General features: G+C 75.3%; 19 protein-coding genes. 10 read left to right on the top strand and 9 right to left on the bottom strand.

All coding sequences use genetic code 11. The features are described 5' to 3' along the window. Positions 1-81 precede the first annotated feature (81 nt). Complete coding sequence (locus tag ACFY7H_RS11165; RefSeq protein ID WP_388936443.1) at positions 82-1,623, bottom strand: APC family permease; 1,542 nt, start codon at positions 1,621-1,623, stop codon at positions 82-84. 178 nt (positions 1,624-1,801) lie between these two features. Between ACFY7H_RS11165 and ACFY7H_RS11160 the strand changes: the two genes are divergently transcribed. Next, entirely contained in the window at positions 1,802-2,437 is a 636-nt protein-coding gene (locus tag ACFY7H_RS11160) for a TetR/AcrR family transcriptional regulator (protein ID WP_388936440.1), read from the top strand. Positions 2,438-2,515: 78 nt separating this feature from the next. On the opposite strand, the gene ACFY7H_RS11155 is transcribed toward ACFY7H_RS11160, so the two are convergent. Then, positions 2,516-3,238, bottom strand: coding sequence for an NAD-dependent deacetylase (locus tag ACFY7H_RS11155; protein ID WP_388936438.1), 723 nt, complete (start codon positions 3,236-3,238; stop codon positions 2,516-2,518). Between the two features lie 211 nt (positions 3,239-3,449). Between ACFY7H_RS11155 and ACFY7H_RS11150 the strand changes: the two genes are divergently transcribed. From ACFY7H_RS11150 to ACFY7H_RS11140, 3 genes are read left to right on the top strand one after another with little or no spacing between them, the layout of a single operon-like run. Next, on the top strand, positions 3,450-3,899 hold the full coding sequence (locus tag ACFY7H_RS11150) for a hypothetical protein (RefSeq protein WP_388936435.1): 450 nt from the start codon (positions 3,450-3,452) through the stop codon (positions 3,897-3,899). Positions 3,900-3,915: 16 nt separating this feature from the next. Then, positions 3,916-4,800, top strand: a complete 885-nt coding sequence (locus tag ACFY7H_RS11145) for an ATP-grasp domain-containing protein (RefSeq protein WP_388936432.1) — start codon at positions 3,916-3,918, stop codon at positions 4,798-4,800. Between the two features lie 42 nt (positions 4,801-4,842). Then, positions 4,843-5,694 (top strand): GNAT family N-acetyltransferase, encoded by an 852-nt coding sequence (locus ACFY7H_RS11140; RefSeq protein WP_388936430.1) that lies wholly within the window; start codon positions 4,843-4,845, stop codon positions 5,692-5,694. A 72-nt stretch (positions 5,695-5,766) separates the two neighbouring features. Here the strand turns inward: ACFY7H_RS11140 and ACFY7H_RS11135 are convergent, their stop codons facing one another. The 3 genes from ACFY7H_RS11135 to ACFY7H_RS11125 all read right to left on the bottom strand — a co-directional run bounded on the left by ACFY7H_RS11135 (position 5,767) and on the right by ACFY7H_RS11125 (position 7,385). Beyond that, positions 5,767-6,210, bottom strand: coding sequence for a subtilase-type protease inhibitor (locus tag ACFY7H_RS11135; protein ID WP_388936427.1), 444 nt, complete (start codon positions 6,208-6,210; stop codon positions 5,767-5,769). Positions 6,211-6,426: 216 nt separating this feature from the next. After that, positions 6,427-6,891: a Crp/Fnr family transcriptional regulator gene (locus ACFY7H_RS11130; protein ID WP_388936424.1), complete on the bottom strand. Its 465-nt coding sequence runs from the start codon at positions 6,889-6,891 to the stop codon at positions 6,427-6,429. Positions 6,892-7,082: 191 nt separating this feature from the next. Further along, positions 7,083-7,385, bottom strand: coding sequence for a hypothetical protein (locus ACFY7H_RS11125; RefSeq protein ID WP_007262440.1), 303 nt, complete (start codon positions 7,383-7,385; stop codon positions 7,083-7,085). A gap of 366 nt (positions 7,386-7,751) precedes the next feature. Here ACFY7H_RS11125 and ACFY7H_RS11120 point away from each other — a divergent pair, with 366 nt between their 5' ends. After that, positions 7,752-10,484, top strand: a complete 2,733-nt coding sequence (locus ACFY7H_RS11120; RefSeq protein ID WP_388936421.1) for a DNRLRE domain-containing protein — start codon at positions 7,752-7,754, stop codon at positions 10,482-10,484. Positions 10,485-10,578: 94 nt separating this feature from the next. Here the strand turns inward: ACFY7H_RS11120 and ACFY7H_RS11115 are convergent, their stop codons facing one another. After that, positions 10,579-10,767 carry a hypothetical protein gene (locus ACFY7H_RS11115; protein WP_388936418.1) on the bottom strand — a complete coding sequence of 63 codons (189 nt, stop codon included), beginning with the start codon at positions 10,765-10,767 and terminating at the stop codon, positions 10,579-10,581. A gap of 33 nt (positions 10,768-10,800) precedes the next feature. After that, positions 10,801-11,289, bottom strand: coding sequence for a hypothetical protein (locus tag ACFY7H_RS11110; RefSeq protein WP_388936415.1), 489 nt, complete (start codon positions 11,287-11,289; stop codon positions 10,801-10,803). Positions 11,290-11,350: 61 nt separating this feature from the next. Here ACFY7H_RS11110 and ACFY7H_RS11105 point away from each other — a divergent pair, with 61 nt between their 5' ends. Continuing rightward, positions 11,351-11,665 (top strand): hypothetical protein, encoded by a 315-nt coding sequence (locus ACFY7H_RS11105; RefSeq protein ID WP_388936412.1) that lies wholly within the window; start codon positions 11,351-11,353, stop codon positions 11,663-11,665. Between the two features lie 28 nt (positions 11,666-11,693). Here the strand turns inward: ACFY7H_RS11105 and ACFY7H_RS11100 are convergent, their stop codons facing one another. Continuing rightward, positions 11,694-12,116, bottom strand: coding sequence for a hypothetical protein (locus tag ACFY7H_RS11100; protein ID WP_388936409.1), 423 nt, complete (start codon positions 12,114-12,116; stop codon positions 11,694-11,696). Positions 12,117-12,596: 480 nt separating this feature from the next. Between ACFY7H_RS11100 and ACFY7H_RS11095 the strand changes: the two genes are divergently transcribed. Continuing rightward, positions 12,597-13,835, top strand: coding sequence for an MFS transporter (locus ACFY7H_RS11095; protein WP_388936407.1), 1,239 nt, complete (start codon positions 12,597-12,599; stop codon positions 13,833-13,835). A 220-nt stretch (positions 13,836-14,055) separates the two neighbouring features. After that, positions 14,056-14,802: a peptidoglycan-binding protein gene (locus ACFY7H_RS11090; protein ID WP_388936405.1), complete on the top strand. Its 747-nt coding sequence runs from the start codon at positions 14,056-14,058 to the stop codon at positions 14,800-14,802. 67 nt (positions 14,803-14,869) lie between these two features. Here ACFY7H_RS11090 and ACFY7H_RS11085 read toward each other — a convergent pair whose 3' ends face one another. Then, positions 14,870-15,613: an SDR family NAD(P)-dependent oxidoreductase gene (locus ACFY7H_RS11085; protein ID WP_388936402.1), complete on the bottom strand. Its 744-nt coding sequence runs from the start codon at positions 15,611-15,613 to the stop codon at positions 14,870-14,872. Positions 15,614-15,750: 137 nt separating this feature from the next. Here ACFY7H_RS11085 and ACFY7H_RS11080 point away from each other — a divergent pair, with 137 nt between their 5' ends. Continuing rightward, complete coding sequence (locus ACFY7H_RS11080; protein ID WP_388936399.1) at positions 15,751-16,827, top strand: RNA ligase (ATP); 1,077 nt, start codon at positions 15,751-15,753, stop codon at positions 16,825-16,827. A gap of 162 nt (positions 16,828-16,989) precedes the next feature. After that, positions 16,990-17,907 (top strand): NADP-dependent oxidoreductase, encoded by a 918-nt coding sequence (locus tag ACFY7H_RS11075; protein ID WP_388937477.1) that lies wholly within the window; start codon positions 16,990-16,992, stop codon positions 17,905-17,907. Positions 17,908-17,924: the final 17 nt, after the last annotated feature.

Here is a 17,924-nt window from a genome sequence, read left to right as displayed (position 1 = left end):
CCAACCCCCCGGGGGGGGGGGGGGGGGCCGGGGGGGGGGGGGGGGGGGCCGGGGGGGGGGGCCCCCCCCCCCCGCCGCGAGTCAGGGGGTTTCGCCGGCGAGTTCGCCGGCGGGCGCGCCCGCCGCCTGCTCCTCGCGCACCCGGGCCGTCCGCAGCGTCTCCTGCGGCTTCTTGACGGCGAGGTAGACGAGGCCGGCGGTGATGACCGCGCCGGTGCCGAGGAGTCCGGCCCAGATCTGGTACCAGGGGGCTCCGGGCGGGGCCAGGATCGCCCGTGGCCAGCAGACGTTGACCACCTCGAAGGCGGTCCACAGGACGGCCAGGACGTTGAGGAAGGTGCCCTTGCGCCCGAGCCGGATGTGCCCCGACGGGACCCACGTACCGCGCAGCCGGGCGATCAGCGCGGCCAGGGTGACCAGGAAGAACGGCAGGAAGGTGGCCGCCGTGCCGAAGGCGATCAGGCTGCCGATGGCGGTGGCGTTCAGGCCGAGCAGCAGACCGGTGCAGCTGACCAGGGTGGAGGCGATCAGGCCGCCGATGGGGGCCTGGCGCCGGTTGACCCTGCGGACCTGGCGGGAGAAGGGGAACACCCCGTCCCGCGCCAGCGAGTACACGCCGCGGGCGGCGCCGCCCTGGGAGGCCATGGCGCAGGCGAGGAAGCCGATCAGGACCACCGCCACGAAGGGCTTGTCGGACCAGGAGCCGAAGGCGGTGACCACGGCGGTGGTCACCGGATCGAGGTCCTCGCCGGCGACGACGGCCCGCGGGTCCGGGTGCGCCAGCGCGACCGCCATCGCGTTGAGGACGACGACCAGGCCGACGCTGAGCAGCGCCCACCACATGGCCCGCGGCACCTGGCGCCCGGCGTCCTTGGTCTCCTCGGCGGTCGAGACGCAGGCGTCGAACCCGATGAAGCCCCACCCGGCGACCGCGAGGACGGCCAGGAAGGCCGTCGGGGCCGATCCGCCGGACAGCGCCTCGGCGCCGAGGGTCTGCGTGAACACCGCGAAGCCGTGCTCGCGGAAGAACAGCAGCAGGGCGAAGCCGACCAGCACGGAGGCGATGGCCTCGGCGGCGATGCCCAGCGAGACGAACCAGCTCAGGATCCGGATCCCGTAGGCGTTGACCAGCATGCAGGCCACCAGGATCCCGGCGGCGACGGCGACCAGGGCGCCCGGCGAGGGCACGGCCCCGATGAGGGCGAAGACCCAGGGGGCCGCCAGGTACGCCACCGTGGTGTTGCCGAACATCACCGCGAACTGCCACACCCAGCCGCTCATCCAGCCGAACGACGGGCCGAGCAGCCGGCGGCCCCACTGGTAGGGCCCGCCGGCCAGCGGCCACTGCGAGGCCAGCTCGGAGTAGACGTTGACCACCAGGCACTGGCCGAGCAGGACCACCGGCAGCGCCCACACCCAGGCGGGTCCGGCGATCATCGTGCCGATCATCGAGACGGCGTAGAGGGCGACCACGGGCGAGACCACGGCGAAGCCCATGGCGATGTTCCCGAGGACCCCGAGGCTGCGGTTCAGCTCCTGCCGGTAGCCCAGGTCGCTCAGGCGGGCGGCGTCGGTGTCCGGCGGGGCGGCCGGGGCGGGGGCGAGGGGGGAAAGGTCTGGCATGCGCACCTCTGGAGGAGGGGGAACGCCGGGCGTCCGCACCCGGGCGGGCCCGGAGTGCTCCGGAACGTAAATCTAACGGCGTTAGGTATCGGGATTGCGGGGACCTTAACCCGGTCCGAACCTCTTGGGAACCCCCTCCCTACGGGTAACCTGGCGGCGGAAAACGAGGGGGATCACCGTGGGCCGACCCAACCAGCCGCTGCTCAACCGCGGGATCATCGCGCGGGCGGCCCTCGAACTCCTCGACGAGGAAGGCCCCCAGGCCCTGAAGATGCGCACCCTCGCCGACCGCCTCGGAGTGCGCGGGGCCTCGCTCTACCACCACGTCGCCTCCAAGGACGACGTGCTCGACGCGGTCTCGGAACTGATCAACGAGGAGATCGACCTGAGCCCGCTGGACGACCCTCGGTGGCGCGAGGGGATCGCCGCCTACGCCCGCGGCTACCGGCAGGTCTACCTCCGCCACCCGAACGCCATCGCCCCGGCGGCCCGGCGCCAGGTCGAGGCCGACAAGGCGCTGCGCGGCTACGACGCCCTGCTCGCCGCGCTCGTCCGGGCGGGCTGCACCCCGGCCAGGGCGGCCGAGGCGGCGGCCGCCGTCGACTACCTGGTCCTGGGCTCGGCGCTGGAGACCTTCACGGCGGGCTTCAGTCGTACCCCCGCCGACTACCGCCCCGACTATCCGGCGCTGGCCGACGCGCTCAGCGGTGCGGCCGCCACGGGCGCCGGCCTGGACGCGCTCGACGACCGCGGCTTCGAGCTGGGCCTCGGCCTCCTCCTGGACGGCCTCGCCGCACAGCTGTCCCCGGCGTAAGCCCGGCCGGCTCAGGCCGTCTCGCCCGGCCCGGCTTCGGGCCGTCCCGCCCGGCGCGGTCCGTTTCGCCCGGCCGGGTTACGCGAACCGGGCCAGGAGGGCCGGGAGGGCGGTGCCGATCGGCTCGCGGATCAGCTCGTCGGCCAGCGCGTCGTACGGGGTCTCCTCCGCGTTGACGATGATCAGGCGCGCCCCCGCCTCGGCCGCCATGCCGGCGAGCGAGGCGGCCGGCTGCACCTGGAGGGTGGTCCCGGCGGCGATGAAGACCTGGCACCCCTTGGCCACGGCCACCGCCCGCGCGAGCACCTCGGGGTCGAGACGCTCGCCGAACATCACCGTCGCCGCCTTCAGGATCCCGCCGCAGGCGGGACAGGCGGGATCCGGCTCCCCGGCGGCTACCCGGGCCAGCGCCTCCGCCATGCCCGACCGGGCGTGGCAGCGGGTGCAGACCACCTGGCGCGCCGTCCCGTGCAGCTCGAACACCTTCCGCGCCGGCATCCCGGCGAGCTGGTGAAGACCGTCCACGTTCTGCGTGATCACCCGCACCGGGGTGCCGGAGCGCTCCAGCTCGGCCACCGCCAGGTGCGCCGCGTTCGGCCGGGGGTCAAGGGCCCAGAGCTCGGAGCGCATGAGCCAGGAGTGGCGTCGGATCTCCGGATCGGCCATGTAGTACGCGTACGTGACGAGCTTCTCGGCCTCCGGATCGCGCCGCCACAGCCCCTGGGGCCCCCGGTAGTCCGGAATCCCGGAATCGGTCGACATCCCGGCCCCACTGAACACTGCGACGAGCGGCTTCCCCATGGGCCGACCCTAGACAGAACCCGCACGCGCATGCGACCGGATTACGCCCCGACCGCAAGCCGCTGCCTCCCCGGGGTCCGTCGGCGCCGCCCCCCCCGGGGCCGGTCGGCGCATGAGGAGAGTCGTTTCTGCGGTGAATCTCCACGCCCACCGGAGTGAGCCCGCGCCGCGCCCCTGCCGACTGGAGCGGGCGGGCGGCTACAAACCGGACATGACGCTCATCCCGTACCGCCCGGGCGCCGTGCTGCTTGCACTGTGCGCCTCCCTGTTCCCGCTGATCGCGTCGTCGGTTCCGGCGGCCGCCCTCGCCGACCCCGTGCCCCGCTGGTCTCCCCGGCACCATCACACCGCCGAGGACATCACCAGCTTCCTCACGGCCTTCTACGGGGACCACGGCCCCTCCGCGCTCGACCGCAGCCAGCGGGTCTCGCAGCAGCTGAAGGAGAAACAGGCCCACAGCCCGGACGCCGACGTCGTGCTCTGCGCCCGGGGCGTCCCGCAGGACATCGGCATCGGCCCGGCCACGGTCGCGCATACCGCCGGCGTCGGCTGGGCCACCGTCACCACCACCTGGGACTCCGGCTTCACCGACACCTTCACCGCGTACGTCCGCCTCGACTCCCGGCCGATCGTGCTGGACGACGTGATCTGCGCGGGCTGATCACTATCGTGGGGGAGTGAACGCGACCACCACCGTCCTGTACTGCCACGACCCGCTGCACGAACGCCGGGCCGACACCCACTTCGCGGCCGAGGCCCGGCAGTTGCGCACCGCCGGCGGGACCGTGGCCCTCGTCGACCACGACGCCCTGCTCGCCGGGGACGCCGAGCGGGCGGTGGCCCGGGTCCCCGCCGGGGCCGGAGCCGTCTGGTACCGGGGCTGGATGGTCCCCGCCGAGCGGTACGCCGACCTCGACGCGGCCCTGCGCGGACGCGGAGCCCTGCTGGCCGTCAGCCCCGCGGCCTACCGGCGGGCCCATGAACTCCCCGGCTGGTACGAGACGTTCGCCGCGCTCACCCCCGTCAGCCGCTGGCTGCCCGCCGCGCCGGGAGAGACCCTGGACGGGGACCGGCTCGCGGCCCTCTCCGCGTCCCTTCCGGCCGGGGCAGGCATCGTCAAGGACTACGTGAAGTCCCGCAAGCACGAGTGGCACGAGGCCTGCCACCTGCCCGACCTCGCCGACCGCCCCGCCGTCCACCGCGTGGTGAGCCGCTTCGTCCAGTTCCAGGGGGAGTTCCTCGCGGGCGGGATCGTCCTGCGCGCCTTCGAGCGCTTCACCGGTCCCGAGGTCCGCGTCTGGTGGCGCGACGGGGAACCGCGGCTGGTGACCCCCCACCCGGACCACCCGGACCACCCCGAGCACGCCGCCGCACTCCCCGGCACTGCCCTCGCACCGGTCCGGCAGGCCGTCCGGGCGCTCGGCTGCCGCTTCGTCACCACCGACCTGGCGCTGCGCGAGGACGGGGTCTGGCGGGTCGTGGAGGTGGGCGACGGCCAGGTCAGCGACCTGCACCCGGTGGTCGGGCCGCAGGCCCTCGCCGAGCTGCTGACGGCCGGATAGCGCTCCTGCGCACACCCCCGGCGTTCTGGTACAACACCGGCCATGACGGGATTCGAGATCACCGGCGCGGGCGCCGCCGACATGGAACTGCTGCGCAGCTGGGCGGACCTGGAGGGGTGGAACCCGGGAGACAACGACCGGTTCGCCTTCGCGGTGGCCGACCCGGACGGCTTCCTCGTCGGGCGCCGGAACGGGGAGCCGGTGGCGTGTATCTCCGCCGTTCGCTACGGCACCGGGTTCGGCTTCATCGGCTTCTACATCGCCCGTTCCGACGTACGGGGCCAGGGGTACGGCATCCGGCTGTGGCGGGCCGGGATGGAGCGGCTCCAGGGGCGGCTCGTCGGACTGGACGGGGTGGTCGAGCAGCAGGACAACTACCGTAAGTCCGGCTTCCGTTCCGCCTGGACCACCATGCGCTACGAGGGCTCGCCGCGGGCCGGCGCGGACGGTGCGGACGGGGGCGTGGAGTTCGTCGACGCGGGCTCGCTGCCCTTCGCCCGGCTCGCCGCCTACGACCGGCGCTTCTTCCCGGAGCCGCGTGACGCCTTCCTCTCCGCGTGGGTGTCGCTGCCGGGCCGGACGGCCCTCGCGGCCGTGCGGGACGGCCGGATCGAGGGCCTCGGCGTGGTCCGCCCGTGCAGCGGCGCCTCCCGCATCGGCCCGCTCTACGCCGCCAACCCCGAGGTGGCCGCCGCCCTCGTACGGCGGCTCGCGGAGCACGCCCCCGGCGGTGCGGTGGCCGTGGACGTGCCGGACGCGAACCCGGCCGCGGCCGCGGTGGCGGCCGGGCTGGGGCTGGACCCCTCCTTCGAGACGGCCCGCATGTACACCGGCCCGGCGCCGGACGTGGAACTGGCCGGGCTGTACGGCATCACCAGCCTCGAGCTGGGCTGACCGGCACCGCCGGGGGCCGGCGCGGGGCGGACGGCGGTCGTGCGCCGCCGCCCGGCCCGGGAGCGGCGGTCCTCAGACGCCGAAGAGCACCCCGGTGGTGCTGCGCAGCCCGCACGGGTTGCCGAAGGTGTACGTGTAGCTCAGCCGCCGACCCTGCCACACCCCCTCGGCGGTGACGGTCACCGGGTTCCACTCCCTGGTGCACGCGGTGTCGGGGCGGGGTGCCGCCAGGGCGTCGAGCGAGGCTCCGGTGGCCCGCAGTTCGGCGCAGGCCGCCGCCGGATCGGGGTGCGTGCCGCCGGGCCGCGGCGCGCACACCAGTGTGGCCGCGCGCAGTACCGTCCCGTTGACGGTGTCCTCTCCGGCCGTGACGCTGACCACGAGCGCGGACGGCGAGTACAGGCTCTGAGCTCCGGCCGGCGCCGCGTCGGCGGCGCCGGTCCCCGCCAGCGCGGTGAGCGCGGTGAGGGCCATAGCTCCGGAGGCCAGTCCCAGACTCCTGGTGATGGACCGCATTTCGAACACTCCTCGGGGTCGGTACTTCGGATAGCGGACGCGAGTGTGGCCCATCCGCGGCGGGAACGCCCGTACGTACCGCTGTTTTCCGTCACCGATCGTAAGTGCGTGAGCGCAGTCCGCAGCCGTCTTGGCCCTGCCCCCTCGCGGTGACCAGCGGGGGAGGGATTCCGGGAAACGGCCGAACACCCTCCCCGAAAGGTTCGACGCGCGCCTTCAGCGCCCCGCCGCCGTGCGCGGCGAGTAGAGGTCGAGGAGCCGGGTCCGGGTCTGCTGGAGCCGTACGGCCAGGACCCGGCCCACCCAGTGCCCGATCGCTGAGCCGAAGGCCGGATCGGCGTCCATGAGCATCCGGACGGTCGCCCCGTCGAACTCGTAGGCGCGCACCGGGGTCATGGCCTCGGCGCTCAGCTGCCACACGTACGGCGGGAACAGCCACGACCAGCCGACGAGCTCCCCGGGGCCGAGGCTCTCGACGGGGGCGGGGAGGCGACGGCCGGGCAGCGGGACCTCCAGGGTCACCGTGCCGGAGCGCACGATCCAGAAGCTCAGCGCCGGGGCGCCCTCCTCGAAGAGCCGGGCCCCTTCGGGAAGGTTGACCTCGCGGGCGTGGGACATCAGCCGGCCGCGGTGCTCGGCGGACAGCACGGCGGCGATCCGGATGGGGGAAGGTGTGCTCATGACGGCCTCCGATCGCGACCCCCCACACGCCTCTGTTCCCCCAGTGTCGCCCGACCGGGGCCGGGATGGGGGCGTGCGGCGGTGCGGGCACCGTGGGTCGCCCGCCGTCCACCGAGGGTGGCGGGCGGCCCGGGTCGCCTCGGAGCGTCACCCGCACCCGGGCGGAAAAACCCTTCCGGTGGCTGTCGCCGCTATTCCTCGGCGTTGGCCTCCAGGCAGGCCAGCTCCATCGCGTCGAGCACCGCCTCGTGGCTGCGCCCGCTCAGTTCCGCGACGTTCTCGATCTGCGCCGTCGCCCAGGCGGCCAGCGTCATCACCAGTACCCGCAGGCCGTCCGTGCCGTGGTCGTCGAGGATCGCGTCGGCGACCGTCATGGCGTCCTCCGGCACCTGCTCGGGCGGCTCCAGTCCGGCGAGGCCGCGCAGCATCGCCAGGGTGCGGCGCGATATCTCCGGGGTGATCCTCGCCAGCCGCATGTCTTCGTCGTCGTCCATCAGCCCCGCCCCTCCCGTCACCGGCCCTGCCCCTCAGGGCACGGTAGAGGCGCACGGCACCGCGCGGGGCGGTTTTCGCCAGGTGACCGCGCGTGAAAGGGATGGCCCGCGCTTCCCGGAATTGACGCCTCCGGACGCGGCCCCTCCCCCCGGCCCGTTCCGCCTCCCGGGCGCGGCCCCTCCCGCCGTCCCGCTCCCGTCCCGCACCGCCGGTGGCCCCAACGCCCGCTGCGACGGGACGCGTTCGACATCCGATGCGTCAAGTCTGCTGCTCGGGGCGACGATCCGTCCTAGGGTGCGCCCGTACGGAAGAACACCGGTACCTCTGCGGTACAGCGGTGCGACGCACAACGAACTGGGGGGTTCATGCGTAGATCCAGAGGCCTGGCGGCCGCTCTCGCCCTGTCACTGGCCGGCACCGGCGCGGTCGTCGGCCTCGGCCTCGTCCCGCGGGCGGCGGCCATCACCCCGCCCGTGGCCTTCACCGCCGACCCGCTGCCCACCTGGCAGCCCAACGGGGTGGTCTGGGCCCTCGCCGAGGCGGGCGGCACCGTCTTCGTCGGCGGAACCTTCTCCGCCGTACGCCCGCCGGCCGGAGCCGGCGGCAGCGAGCGTCCCGCGGTCAACTTCGCGGCGCTCGACGCGGCGACGGGCGCCCCGACCTCCTGCAACCTGTCCTTCACCGTCGGCAGCGGCACCGCCACCGTCCGCGCGCTCACCGTGTCACCGGACAAGAAGACGCTCTACGCGGGCGGCTACTTCGGCGCGGTCAACGGCACCCCCGTCTCCAGCATGGCCGCCATCGACGTGGCCACCTGCACCGTGAAGCCGGCCTTCCGCCCGGCCTTCGCGGCCACCGTACGGGCCGTCGCGGTCACCGGCGACACCGTCTACGCGGGCGGCGACTTCCTCACCGTCGCGGGCCAGCCGCGCGGGCGCTTCGCGGCCGTCACGGCCGCCGACGGCGCTCTGCGCCCCTTCAGGGCCGACGCCGACGAGCCGGGGCGGGCCGTCGAGGTCACCCCGGACGGCAAGAACGTACTGCTGGGCGGCGACTTCTTCCGGGTCAACGGGACGGACACCCACGCGCTCGCCGTCGTCGACGCCGCCAGTGGCGCCCTCACCAAGTCCTACGCCGGCTTCATCGAGACCAACTCGGTCGTCAAGGACATCGCCGCCGACGCGACCGGCTTCTACACCGCCAACGAGGGCACCGGCGGCGGTGTCTTCGACGGCCGGATCGCCCTCGACCTGGCCGGCTTCGGCCAGCGCTGGCGCGACACCTGCCTGGGTGCCACCCAGGCCGTCCTGCCGTACCAGAACGTGCTCTACAGCGCCTCGCACGCGCACGACTGCTCCAGCGTGGGCGAGTTCCCCGACGGACAGCGCCACCACCTGCTGGCCCAGCCGACCACCAGCACCGGCAAGCTGGGATGGTCCCCCGACACCAACGACGGCATCGGCGAGGGCATCGGCCCGCGCGTGATGGCCGTCGGCTCCAAGGCGGGCGTCCCCTACCTGTGGGTGGGCGGCGAATTCACCACCGTCAACGGGGCGGCGCAGCAGAGCCTGACACGCTTCTCCTCCGCCAACGACACAGGCGCGCCCACCGTTCCCGTGGCGAGCGCCGCGGCGTTCGGGCCGGCCGGGGTCCAGGTGCGCTGGCGCACCAGCCTCGACCTGGACGACAGCGCGCTCACCTACCGGATCTACCGCAACGGCTCGGCGACCCCGGTCGGCACGGTGACCGCCGACTCGCTGTTCTTCAAGCGGCCGCAGGCCTCCTGGACCGACACCACGGCCCAGGCCGGCCAGACGTACACCTACCGGGTGACGGCCACCGACGCGGCGGGCAACGTCAGCGCCCCCTCCGCTCCGGCGAGCGTGACGGTCCCGGCCTCGGCCGAGGCCTACCCGAGCCGGGTGCGCGCGGACGGCGCCCAGCTGTACTGGCGTTACGACGACGCGGTCCTCCCGTACGCGGCCGACTCCTCGGCCGCCGGCGACCAGGCGGGCGTGCACCACAACGGCCCGGCCCTGCGCCAGTCGCCGGGGGCGGTGGGCGGCGCGAGCACCGCGATCGGCTTCGACGGCACGAACTCGCACGTCTACGGCGACCGGCGGCAGAGCGTGGGGAGCACCTACAGCATCGAGACCTGGTTCAGGACGAACACCACCCGCGGCGGCAAGCTCGTCGGCTTCGGCAACCAGCAGACCAGCGGCAGCAATCGGTACGACAAGCACATCTACATGACCAATGACGGCCGGCTGGTCTACGGCGTCTACACCGGAGCCACCCGCACCATCAGCACAGCCGCCGCCTACAACGACGACAAGTGGCACCACGTCGTCGCCACCCAGGGCCCCGGCGGGATGACCCTGTACGTGGACGGAGTCCAGAAGGGCACCCTGAACGTCACCACCCACGAGGACTTCACGGGCTACTGGCGCACCGGCTTCGACGGCCTCGGCGGCTGGCCGGACCGTCCCGCCAGCGAGCACTGGGCGGGCCGGCTGGACGAGACCGCCGTCTACCCGGGCGTCCTGAGCGCGGCCCAGGTGCAGAACCACTACGCCCTGGCCTCCGCCCCGGCCGACTCCGTCGTCCAGCTGACCGCGGCCGAGGACACGTACGCCAACGCGGGCGCCCCGGGCACCAACTACGGGACCTCCGGGTCCCTCGCCGTGCGCGGCACCTCGCTGTACACGAGCTACCTGCGCTTCGACCTGCCCGCCGCGCCCGCCGGGAAGGTCCTCAAGTCGGCCGCGCTGAGCGTGAAGACCAGCACCATGGCCGGCGCCGGCACCACCGACACCGTCTCGGTCGTCCCCGTCACCGGCGCCTGGTCGGAGGGCGGGACCACGTACGGCAACCGCCCAGGCACCGGCGCCCCGGCACTGGGCGGCTTCGCCGGGATCCCGGACGGCTCGGCGGTCCACACCACCGGGCTGAACACGGCCGCCGTCGCGGGCGCCTTGGGCGGCTCCTACAGCCTCGCCCTGACCAGCACCGGGACCGACGCGCTGTGGCTGTGGTCCTCGGAGGCGGCGGCGAACGAGGGGACGCCGCAGCTACGGCTGACCTTCGGGGCGCCGTAGTCCGCGGGCCGCGCTCCACGGCGTCCGGGACGCCGCGGAGCGCGAGCCCCCGGGCCGTCGCCCGTCACCGGGCCGGCGAAGGCCGCGCCGCGGGTCAGGCCGACGCCCGCGAACGCCGCACGTCCCGGACGAGCGTGCACACGGCCCCCAGGAAGAGCAGGGCACCGGCCGCGATCCACAGGGGCGACGCCCCCGTCCGGTAGTCGTGAACGGCTCCGACGAGGAGCACCGAACAGGCGAGGACCCCGAAGGCCGAGATCGCGGTACCGGTGTGGCGGGTCATGACGGCATTGTCGCCGACGGCCGGGGCCGCCCCTCACGGGGTGCCCCGGCCGCCCGGCGCCTCCACCTCCAGGAAGCGGCGGCCGCGGGGGCCGCGGTAGAGCAGGCAGTCCCAGCCGTGCCGCTCCAGCTCCGCCGCGCAGGCCTTCAGCCGTTCCTGCTCCTCCAGGGCCGCGCCGCCACCGGGCGGGCCCGCCCAGGTCACCTCCACCCGGTCCGCGTCCGGCACCACCCGGTACCCGTTCCGCACGCGCCGCCCCGCTCCGTCCACCGCCGACGGCGGGAAGCCGGCGGCCTCCAGGACCAGGGCCACGGCGCGCGCCGCCGCCCGCAGCTCCCAGGGCGCCGGGACCGCCGTCCCGCCGGCGAGCAGCCGCCGGATCTGCAGCAGCCCCTCGTACGCCGTGCGCACCTCCGCGGCCCGCCCGGTACCGGACGGCTCCGGGCCGTCGCCGGTCGCCGGCTTGAAGCCCACGCCCCCGGGTTCCGTCACCCCTCCACCCCCGCCGTCTGAGTACTCCATGACCAACGGCCTGAGTATCCGCCCCGATTCCCCGCCGCGCCGCCGCTGCTGGAATGCCGGCATGAACACTTCGGCACCCGGACCCGCCCGCCCCCGCCTCGGGCACGTCACCGCCGCCGGCTCCGCGCTGGCCGTCGCGCTGGTTCCGCTCGTCGTCGGCGTCCTGATCGCCAAGGGGGTCGCCGCCGACCCGCACGCCCCCGTCAACGCCCTGATCACCGGCGGCGGCCAGCGCGCCGGGCTGCCCCACGCCGAGTGGAGCCGTCGCGGTCACAGCGCGGTGCGCAGGCTGCGCACCGCGCGCCAGGGCACCGCCCGGCGCTGCGCGGCCGTCCGCGACCGCCGCCGGTCCCTCAGGGTTCCGGCGGCACCCTGAGGGCGCGGGGTCACCCGCTGCCCGGGGGTCAGCGGCCGTACTGGCGCACGCACAGGTCCACGATGGACGGCGGTACGGTCCCCTCCGCCGCCTCGCACAGCTCTTCCCCGCGCACGGGGCGCGGCACGCGCGCGGCCGGCTTGGGGGGCCGTGCGTGCCGGGGAGCGGCGGGCTTGGCGGGCCGCTCGGGGGCCGGGCGGGCCCGGCGGGCGGGCGGCGGCACCCGCGGGTCCGGCTCGGCGCCGGAATCGGGGACCTCGCCCAGGGGCAGGGGAAGCTCCGGCGGCGGATCGTGGGCGTGGTGGGCTCCGGCGAAGTCCGGGGAGTCCACGGGCGGTACGGACCCCCGTGCCGGACCGGGCACGCCGGACTCCGGCCCCACGGAGACGCAGCCGGCGCTGGCGAGGAGCGCGAGGAGGGAGAAAGGCAGGGTGGCCCGGCGTAACTGCATCCGACCACCATGCCGTAGTCCGGGCCGGCGGGATCCCGGCGCTCACGCGTCCGGGTGACCCGGGGGCGGCGGAGGGACGGACCCGGATGTTGCCGCATCGATCCTTCAGGGGGTGGCCGGGAACGGCCCGGGCGGTCGCAGAATGGGCGGCACCGCGACCGGCACGGTACGGCAGTGCGGGCGACGGGGGAGGCGCGACCCCTGGGGCCCGGTGCCGCCGTGCCCGTCACCGCCCGCCGCCGTACGGAGTGCCGAGCATGACCGAACCAGCCGCGTCCAGCGTTCCCGCCCCCACCCCGGCGCCCGCGCCCGCCCCGGCGCCCGCCCCCACCCCGACGCCCGAACCGGGCGCGACGCCCGCCCCCACACCGACGGACCCCCGCCCCGATGCCCGAACCCGGCCCGACGCCCGCGCCGCGCCCTACGGACTCCGGCCCTCCGGCCGCCGGCGGGCGGGGCGCCGCGCGGGGGTGGGCGTCCGTGGGGGCCGTCTCGCTGGGGATCTTCTGCCTGATCACCTCCGAGCTGCTGCCGATCGGGCTGCTCACCCCCGTCGGGGCCGCACTGGGGGTGTCCGACGGCACCGCAGGGCTGATGGTCACCGTCCCCGGGCTCGTCGCGGGCCTGTGCGCGCCCCTCGTCACCGTCGGAGCCGCCCGGACGGACCGGCGGCACGTGCTGTGCGTGCTGATCGCCCTGATGGCCGTCGCCAACCTCGCCGCCGCGTACGCCCCCGACTTCACCGTGGTCCTGGCCGCCCGGGTCCTGGTCGGCGTCGGCGTCGGCGGGTTCTGGGCCATCGCGGGCGGGCTCGCCGTCCGGCTGGTCCCCCAGCACCACGCCGGCCGGGCCACGGCCCTGATCTTCGGCGGGGTGCCGACCGCCTCGGTCCTCGGCGTTCCCGCGGGAACGCTCCTCGGTGAACTGGGCGGCTGGCGCACGGCCTTCGCCGCCGTCGGCGTCCTCGGCGTCCTCACGGCCGTCGCCCTGTTCCTGCTGCTCCCCGCGCTGCCCCCGGCCGGGATCGTCACCTTCCGCGAACTGCCCGCCCTGCTGCGCCGCAACCGCGGGGTCCGGGCAGGAGTGATCGTCACCTTCCTGGTGGTGACCGGACAGTTCGCCGCCTACACCTTCGTGCGGCCGATCCTGCGGGACGTCTCCGGCGTCGACTCCGGCCTGGTCAGCACCCTGCTCCTCGGGTACGGCCTCGCCGGGGTCGCGGGCAACTTCCTGGCCGGCCCGCGCGACGCCCGCCGTACGCTGCTGACCGTCAGCGCCACCCTCACCGCCGTACTGGCGCTGATCGCCGTCCTGCCGGGGGCCATCGCCGGCACCGCTCTGCTGCTGGTCTGGGGCCTGGTCTACGGCGGGGTCTCCGTCAGCCTGCAGCGCTGGATGCTCGAGGCCGCGCCGCCGGCCGCCGAGGCGGCCTCGTCCCTGATGGTGGCCATGTTCAACTTCGCCATCGCGGCGGGCGCCCTCACCGGCGGGCTCGCGGTGGACGGCGTCTCCGTGCCGGCGGCCCCGCTCACCGGCGCGGCGCTGATGCTGGCGGCCGCCCTGACGGTGGCGGTCGCCACCCGCCGGGACGCGGACGGGGAGGGGGACGGCGGCCCCTCCGGCGGGACCCCCGACCACCGGCCGGCCGCCTCCGCCCCCGCCTCCGACCCGCTGCCTGAGCAGAACGGACGCATGGGGCGGAACGGACACCCGGCTTGACGAAGCGGCGGCGGACGGCGAGAGTCCGCTCAAGAGCCACCGAATGAGCCGCACTTCGGAGAAGTCCCCCCATGCCGATATCCGCCCGCGCCCCGTTCACCGTGCCGGCCCAGGGGGCGGGCCCGGCCCTCGCCGCCCGGCGGCGCAGGGCCTGACCGGCCGGACGGGGGGGCCGGTTCCGCACCGCCGCACCGGCCCCCGTCCGCGCCCGGAGACAACCGTGTCCCCACACCCCCATGAGAGCGGGCCCGAGCCCGACGACCACCTGTTCGTGCGCCCCTACGTCGCCGTGCCGGAGGACCCGTCCGGCTCCGCCTACCCCGCCTGGCCCTCCGGCCCGGAGTTCCCGGAGCCGTCCGGGCCGGCGGACACGACCCAGCCGCTGCCGCCCGTGCCGCCCGCGGCCACGGCCGCTGCTCCGGTCGCCGCGGCCCGCCTCCGCACCCCCGCGCGGCGGAGGAGCCGGCTGCCGCTGACCGTCCTCGCGCTGCTGGCGCTGGCCGGGGCGGGCGCGTTGGCGTTCCTGGTGAGCGCGCCCGAACCGGCGCCCGCGCCGGCCGCGGGCCGGCCCGACCTGGCCCTGCCCGCGCTGCCCGCCCGCAGCCCGGGCGCGGGGGACTCCGACGTGCGGAGCCGGGCGGCGACGGCGGCGCCCTCGGGCTCCGCCTCCCGGCACAGCCCCACCGCGTCCCGGTCCTCGGCGAAGCCGACGGGCTCCGCGACCCCGGGGCCGGGGGGCTCCGCGAGGCAGCCGGCCGGGTCCGGGACCCTGCGCCCGGGGGACAAGGGGTCCGAGGTCAGCGCCCTCCAGGAGCGGCTGTACGCGCAGGGGTTCACGTACGTACGGGTGACCGGGGTCTACGACGGGCAGACCAAGCGCGGTGTCGCCCAGCTCCAGCGGGACCGGGACATCAAGGGCGACCCGATCGGCGTCTACGGTCCGGCCACCCGGGCGGCCTTCGGCTGAGGCCGGGAGCGGCGGAAGCGGCGGGACGCAGGCGAATGCGGCGCCCCGGCCGGAGCCCCGGCCCGGCTCACCGCCCGCCCGAGACCCGCAGCACCGCCCCCGTCGTGTACGAGGCGTCCTCGGACAGCAGCCAGGCGATGGCCCCGGCGATCTCCTCCGGCTGCCCGGGCCGGCCCAACGGGATCCCAGGGGCCGCCTTGGCCGGACGGTCCGGGTCGCCCATCGCCGCGTGCATGCCGGTCTCGATGATGCCCGGCGCGACCCCGTTGACGCGGACGCGGTCCGGACCCAGCTCCTTGGACAGGCCCACGGTGAGCGCGTCGACGGCCGCTTTGGTGGCCGCGTAGTGGACGTACTCCCCGGGGCTGCCCGTCGTCGCGGCCGTCGAGGAGACGTTCACGATGGCGCCGCCGCCACCGCGCGCCATGTCCCGGGCGGCCCGGCGGCAGCAGAGCAGGTACCCGAGCAGGTTCACCTCCACCACCCGCCGCAGGTCCTCGGTCCGGGCCTCGGCGAGCCGGCCCAGGGGGCCGGTCACCGCGGCGTTGTTCACCAGCCCCGTGACCGGGCCCAGTTCCGTCCCGGCGATGTCGAAGAGCCGCTCCACCGCGTCCTCGTGGGAGGTGTCCCCGCGTACGGTCACGCACCGCGCGCCCGCCGCCCGCACGCGCTCGGCGGTCGCCTCGGCAGCCGCACCGTCGCGCGCGTAGCCGAGCACCAGGTCGTGCCCGTCGGCGGCGAGGCGCACGCAGGTCGCGGCGCCGATGCCACGGCTGCCTCCGGTGACGACCGTGACGGGACGACGCGGCATGTGAACCTCCGTATGGACAAAGGCGGATGGGTTCCGCGCGGGCAGGCTAACACCCGGCAAATCCGCTGGACCAGCGGAAATGGCGGCGCCGAAAGTGGCCGGGACATCCGAACCCGTCCCGTCCGCCAGGAGCGCCCATGTCCACCCTGCGAGTCACCGTGGAAGAGCTGACCGTGCACGAGCATCCCAACGCCGACGCGCTGGAGCTGGCCCAGGTGGGCCTCTACCGCGCCGTGGTCGCCAAAGGCGCCTACCGCACGGGCGACTTCGCCCTCTACATACCCGAACAGGCGGTCCTTCCCGCCGCCCTGATCGAGGAGCTGGGCCTGACGGGCCGCCTCGCAGGAGGCTCCCACGACCGGGTCAAGGCGGTCCGGCTGCGCGGGGAGCTCTCCCAGGGCCTCATCTGCCTGCCCCGCGCGCTGGCCGGGACGGACCTGGCCGGCGCGGCCGAGGAGGGCACGGACTTCGCGGAGGCGCTGGGCATCGTCAAATGGTCGCCGCCCGTCCCCACGACGATGGCCGGTGAGGTCGAGGCGGCGCCCGACCTGCTGCCGTGGGTGGACATCGAGAACCTCCAGCGCTATCCGGGGATCTTCGAGGAGGGCGAGTCGGTCGTCCTGACGGAGAAGCTCCACGGCACGGCCTGCCTGCTGACCTACGTCGCGGGGGAGGAGCGGGTCCTGGTCTCCTCCAAGGGAGTCGGCGCCAAGGGGCTGGCGCTCAAGGAGGACGGGCGCAACGTCTACTGGCGCGCCGTACGCGGCCACGGCGCGGCGCGGGCCGCGGCCCGGCTGGCCGAGCGGCTGGGCGCGAGCCGGGTCGGCGTCTTTGGTGAGGTGTACGGGGCCGGGGTGCAGGACCTGGCGTACGGGGTCCAGGCCGCGACGGCCGACGCGCCGCCCGGGTACGCCGTCTTCGACGTGGCCGCCGAGATCGACGGCCGGGTGCGCTGGCTGGACCCGGAAGAGGTGTTCCCGGACGGCGAACTCCCGGTGGCCCCCCGGCTCTTCGAAGGGCCGTACGCCCTGGAGACGGTACTGGAACTGGCGAGCGGCCGGGAGACGGTCTCCGGGCGGGGCCTGCACCTGCGGGAGGGGGTCGTCATCCGGCCGGCGGCCGAGCGGTACAGCCCGGTGGTCGGCGGACGGGCCATCGCGAAGGCGGTCAGCCCGGCCTACCTCACGCGCAAGGGAGGCACGGAATACGAGTGAGCCCGCCGGCCCGCGCCGCCCGCCGCTGCCGCACCGGCCCGGCGGCGGCGTTGCGCTCGGCGGCGCGGGTGTCCTTCCGTGATGGGATGGAACCCAGGGGCGATTCCGCCGGTCCGGGTTCGAGGAGAGGCCGTATCCATGTCGCAGGACACCGAGGACACCATGCGGGCCATGGCGTACCAGACCTACGGCGGGCCGGAGGTGCTCGCCGAGACCCGTCTGCCCGTGCCGAAGGTCGCTCCCGGTGAGGTCCTCGTCCGGGTGCGCTGCGCGGCGGTCAACCCGGTCGACTGGAAGATCATGGCGGGCGGGCTGGACGGCCTGATGGACGCCGTGTTCCCCGTCGTCCCGGGCTGGGACGTGTCCGGCACCATCGAGCGGGTCGGCATCGACGCCCCCGAGTTCGCGGTGGGCGACGCCGTCATGGGGTACGCCCGCAAGGACTGGGTGCACCGCGGGACCTTCGCCGAGTTCGTCAGCGTCCCCGTGCGCTGCCTCGCGGCCAAGCCCGCCTCCCTCGACTGGCGGCAGGCGGCGGGCCTGCCGCTGGCCGGACTGACCGCGTACCAGCTGCTCACCCGTCTCGGCACCGGCAAGGACGACACGGTCCTCATCCACGGCGCGGCGGGCGGTGTCGGCTCCCTCGGGGTCCAGATCGCCGCCTCCCTCGGCGCCCGGGTCATCGGCACCGCCTCCCCGCGCAACCACGACCGGCTCCGCGAACTCGGCTGCGAACCCGTCGCCTACGGGGACGGACTGACGGAACGCGTCCGTGCCCTCGCCCCCGAGGGCGCCACCGTGGTCGCCGACTTCGTCGGGGGCGTCGTCGACGTCACCCGCGCCGTCCTCGCCGAAGGCGGACGCCACGCCTCCATCGCCGACCACGCGGTCCTGGGGGCGGGCGGCCAGTGGATGTGGGTCCGCCCCGACTCCGCGGACCTCGCGGCCCTGGGCCGCCTCGCCGACGAGGGCCGCCTGACGGTCACCGTAGCCAGGACGTTCCCGCTCTCCGAGCTCGCGGCGGCCTTCGCCCTCAGCCAGGAGGGCCACACCGCGGGCAAGATCGTCATCGAGGTGTGAAACGAGGGCCGCCCCTC

It is taken from the genome of Streptomyces sp. NPDC012794 (assembly GCF_042901085.1).
In the GTDB taxonomy this organism is placed as follows: domain Bacteria; phylum Actinomycetota; class Actinomycetes; order Streptomycetales; family Streptomycetaceae; genus Streptomyces.
The sequence above is the reverse complement of the archived record's forward strand: the minus strand, read 5'-3'. Positions and strand labels throughout refer to the sequence as shown.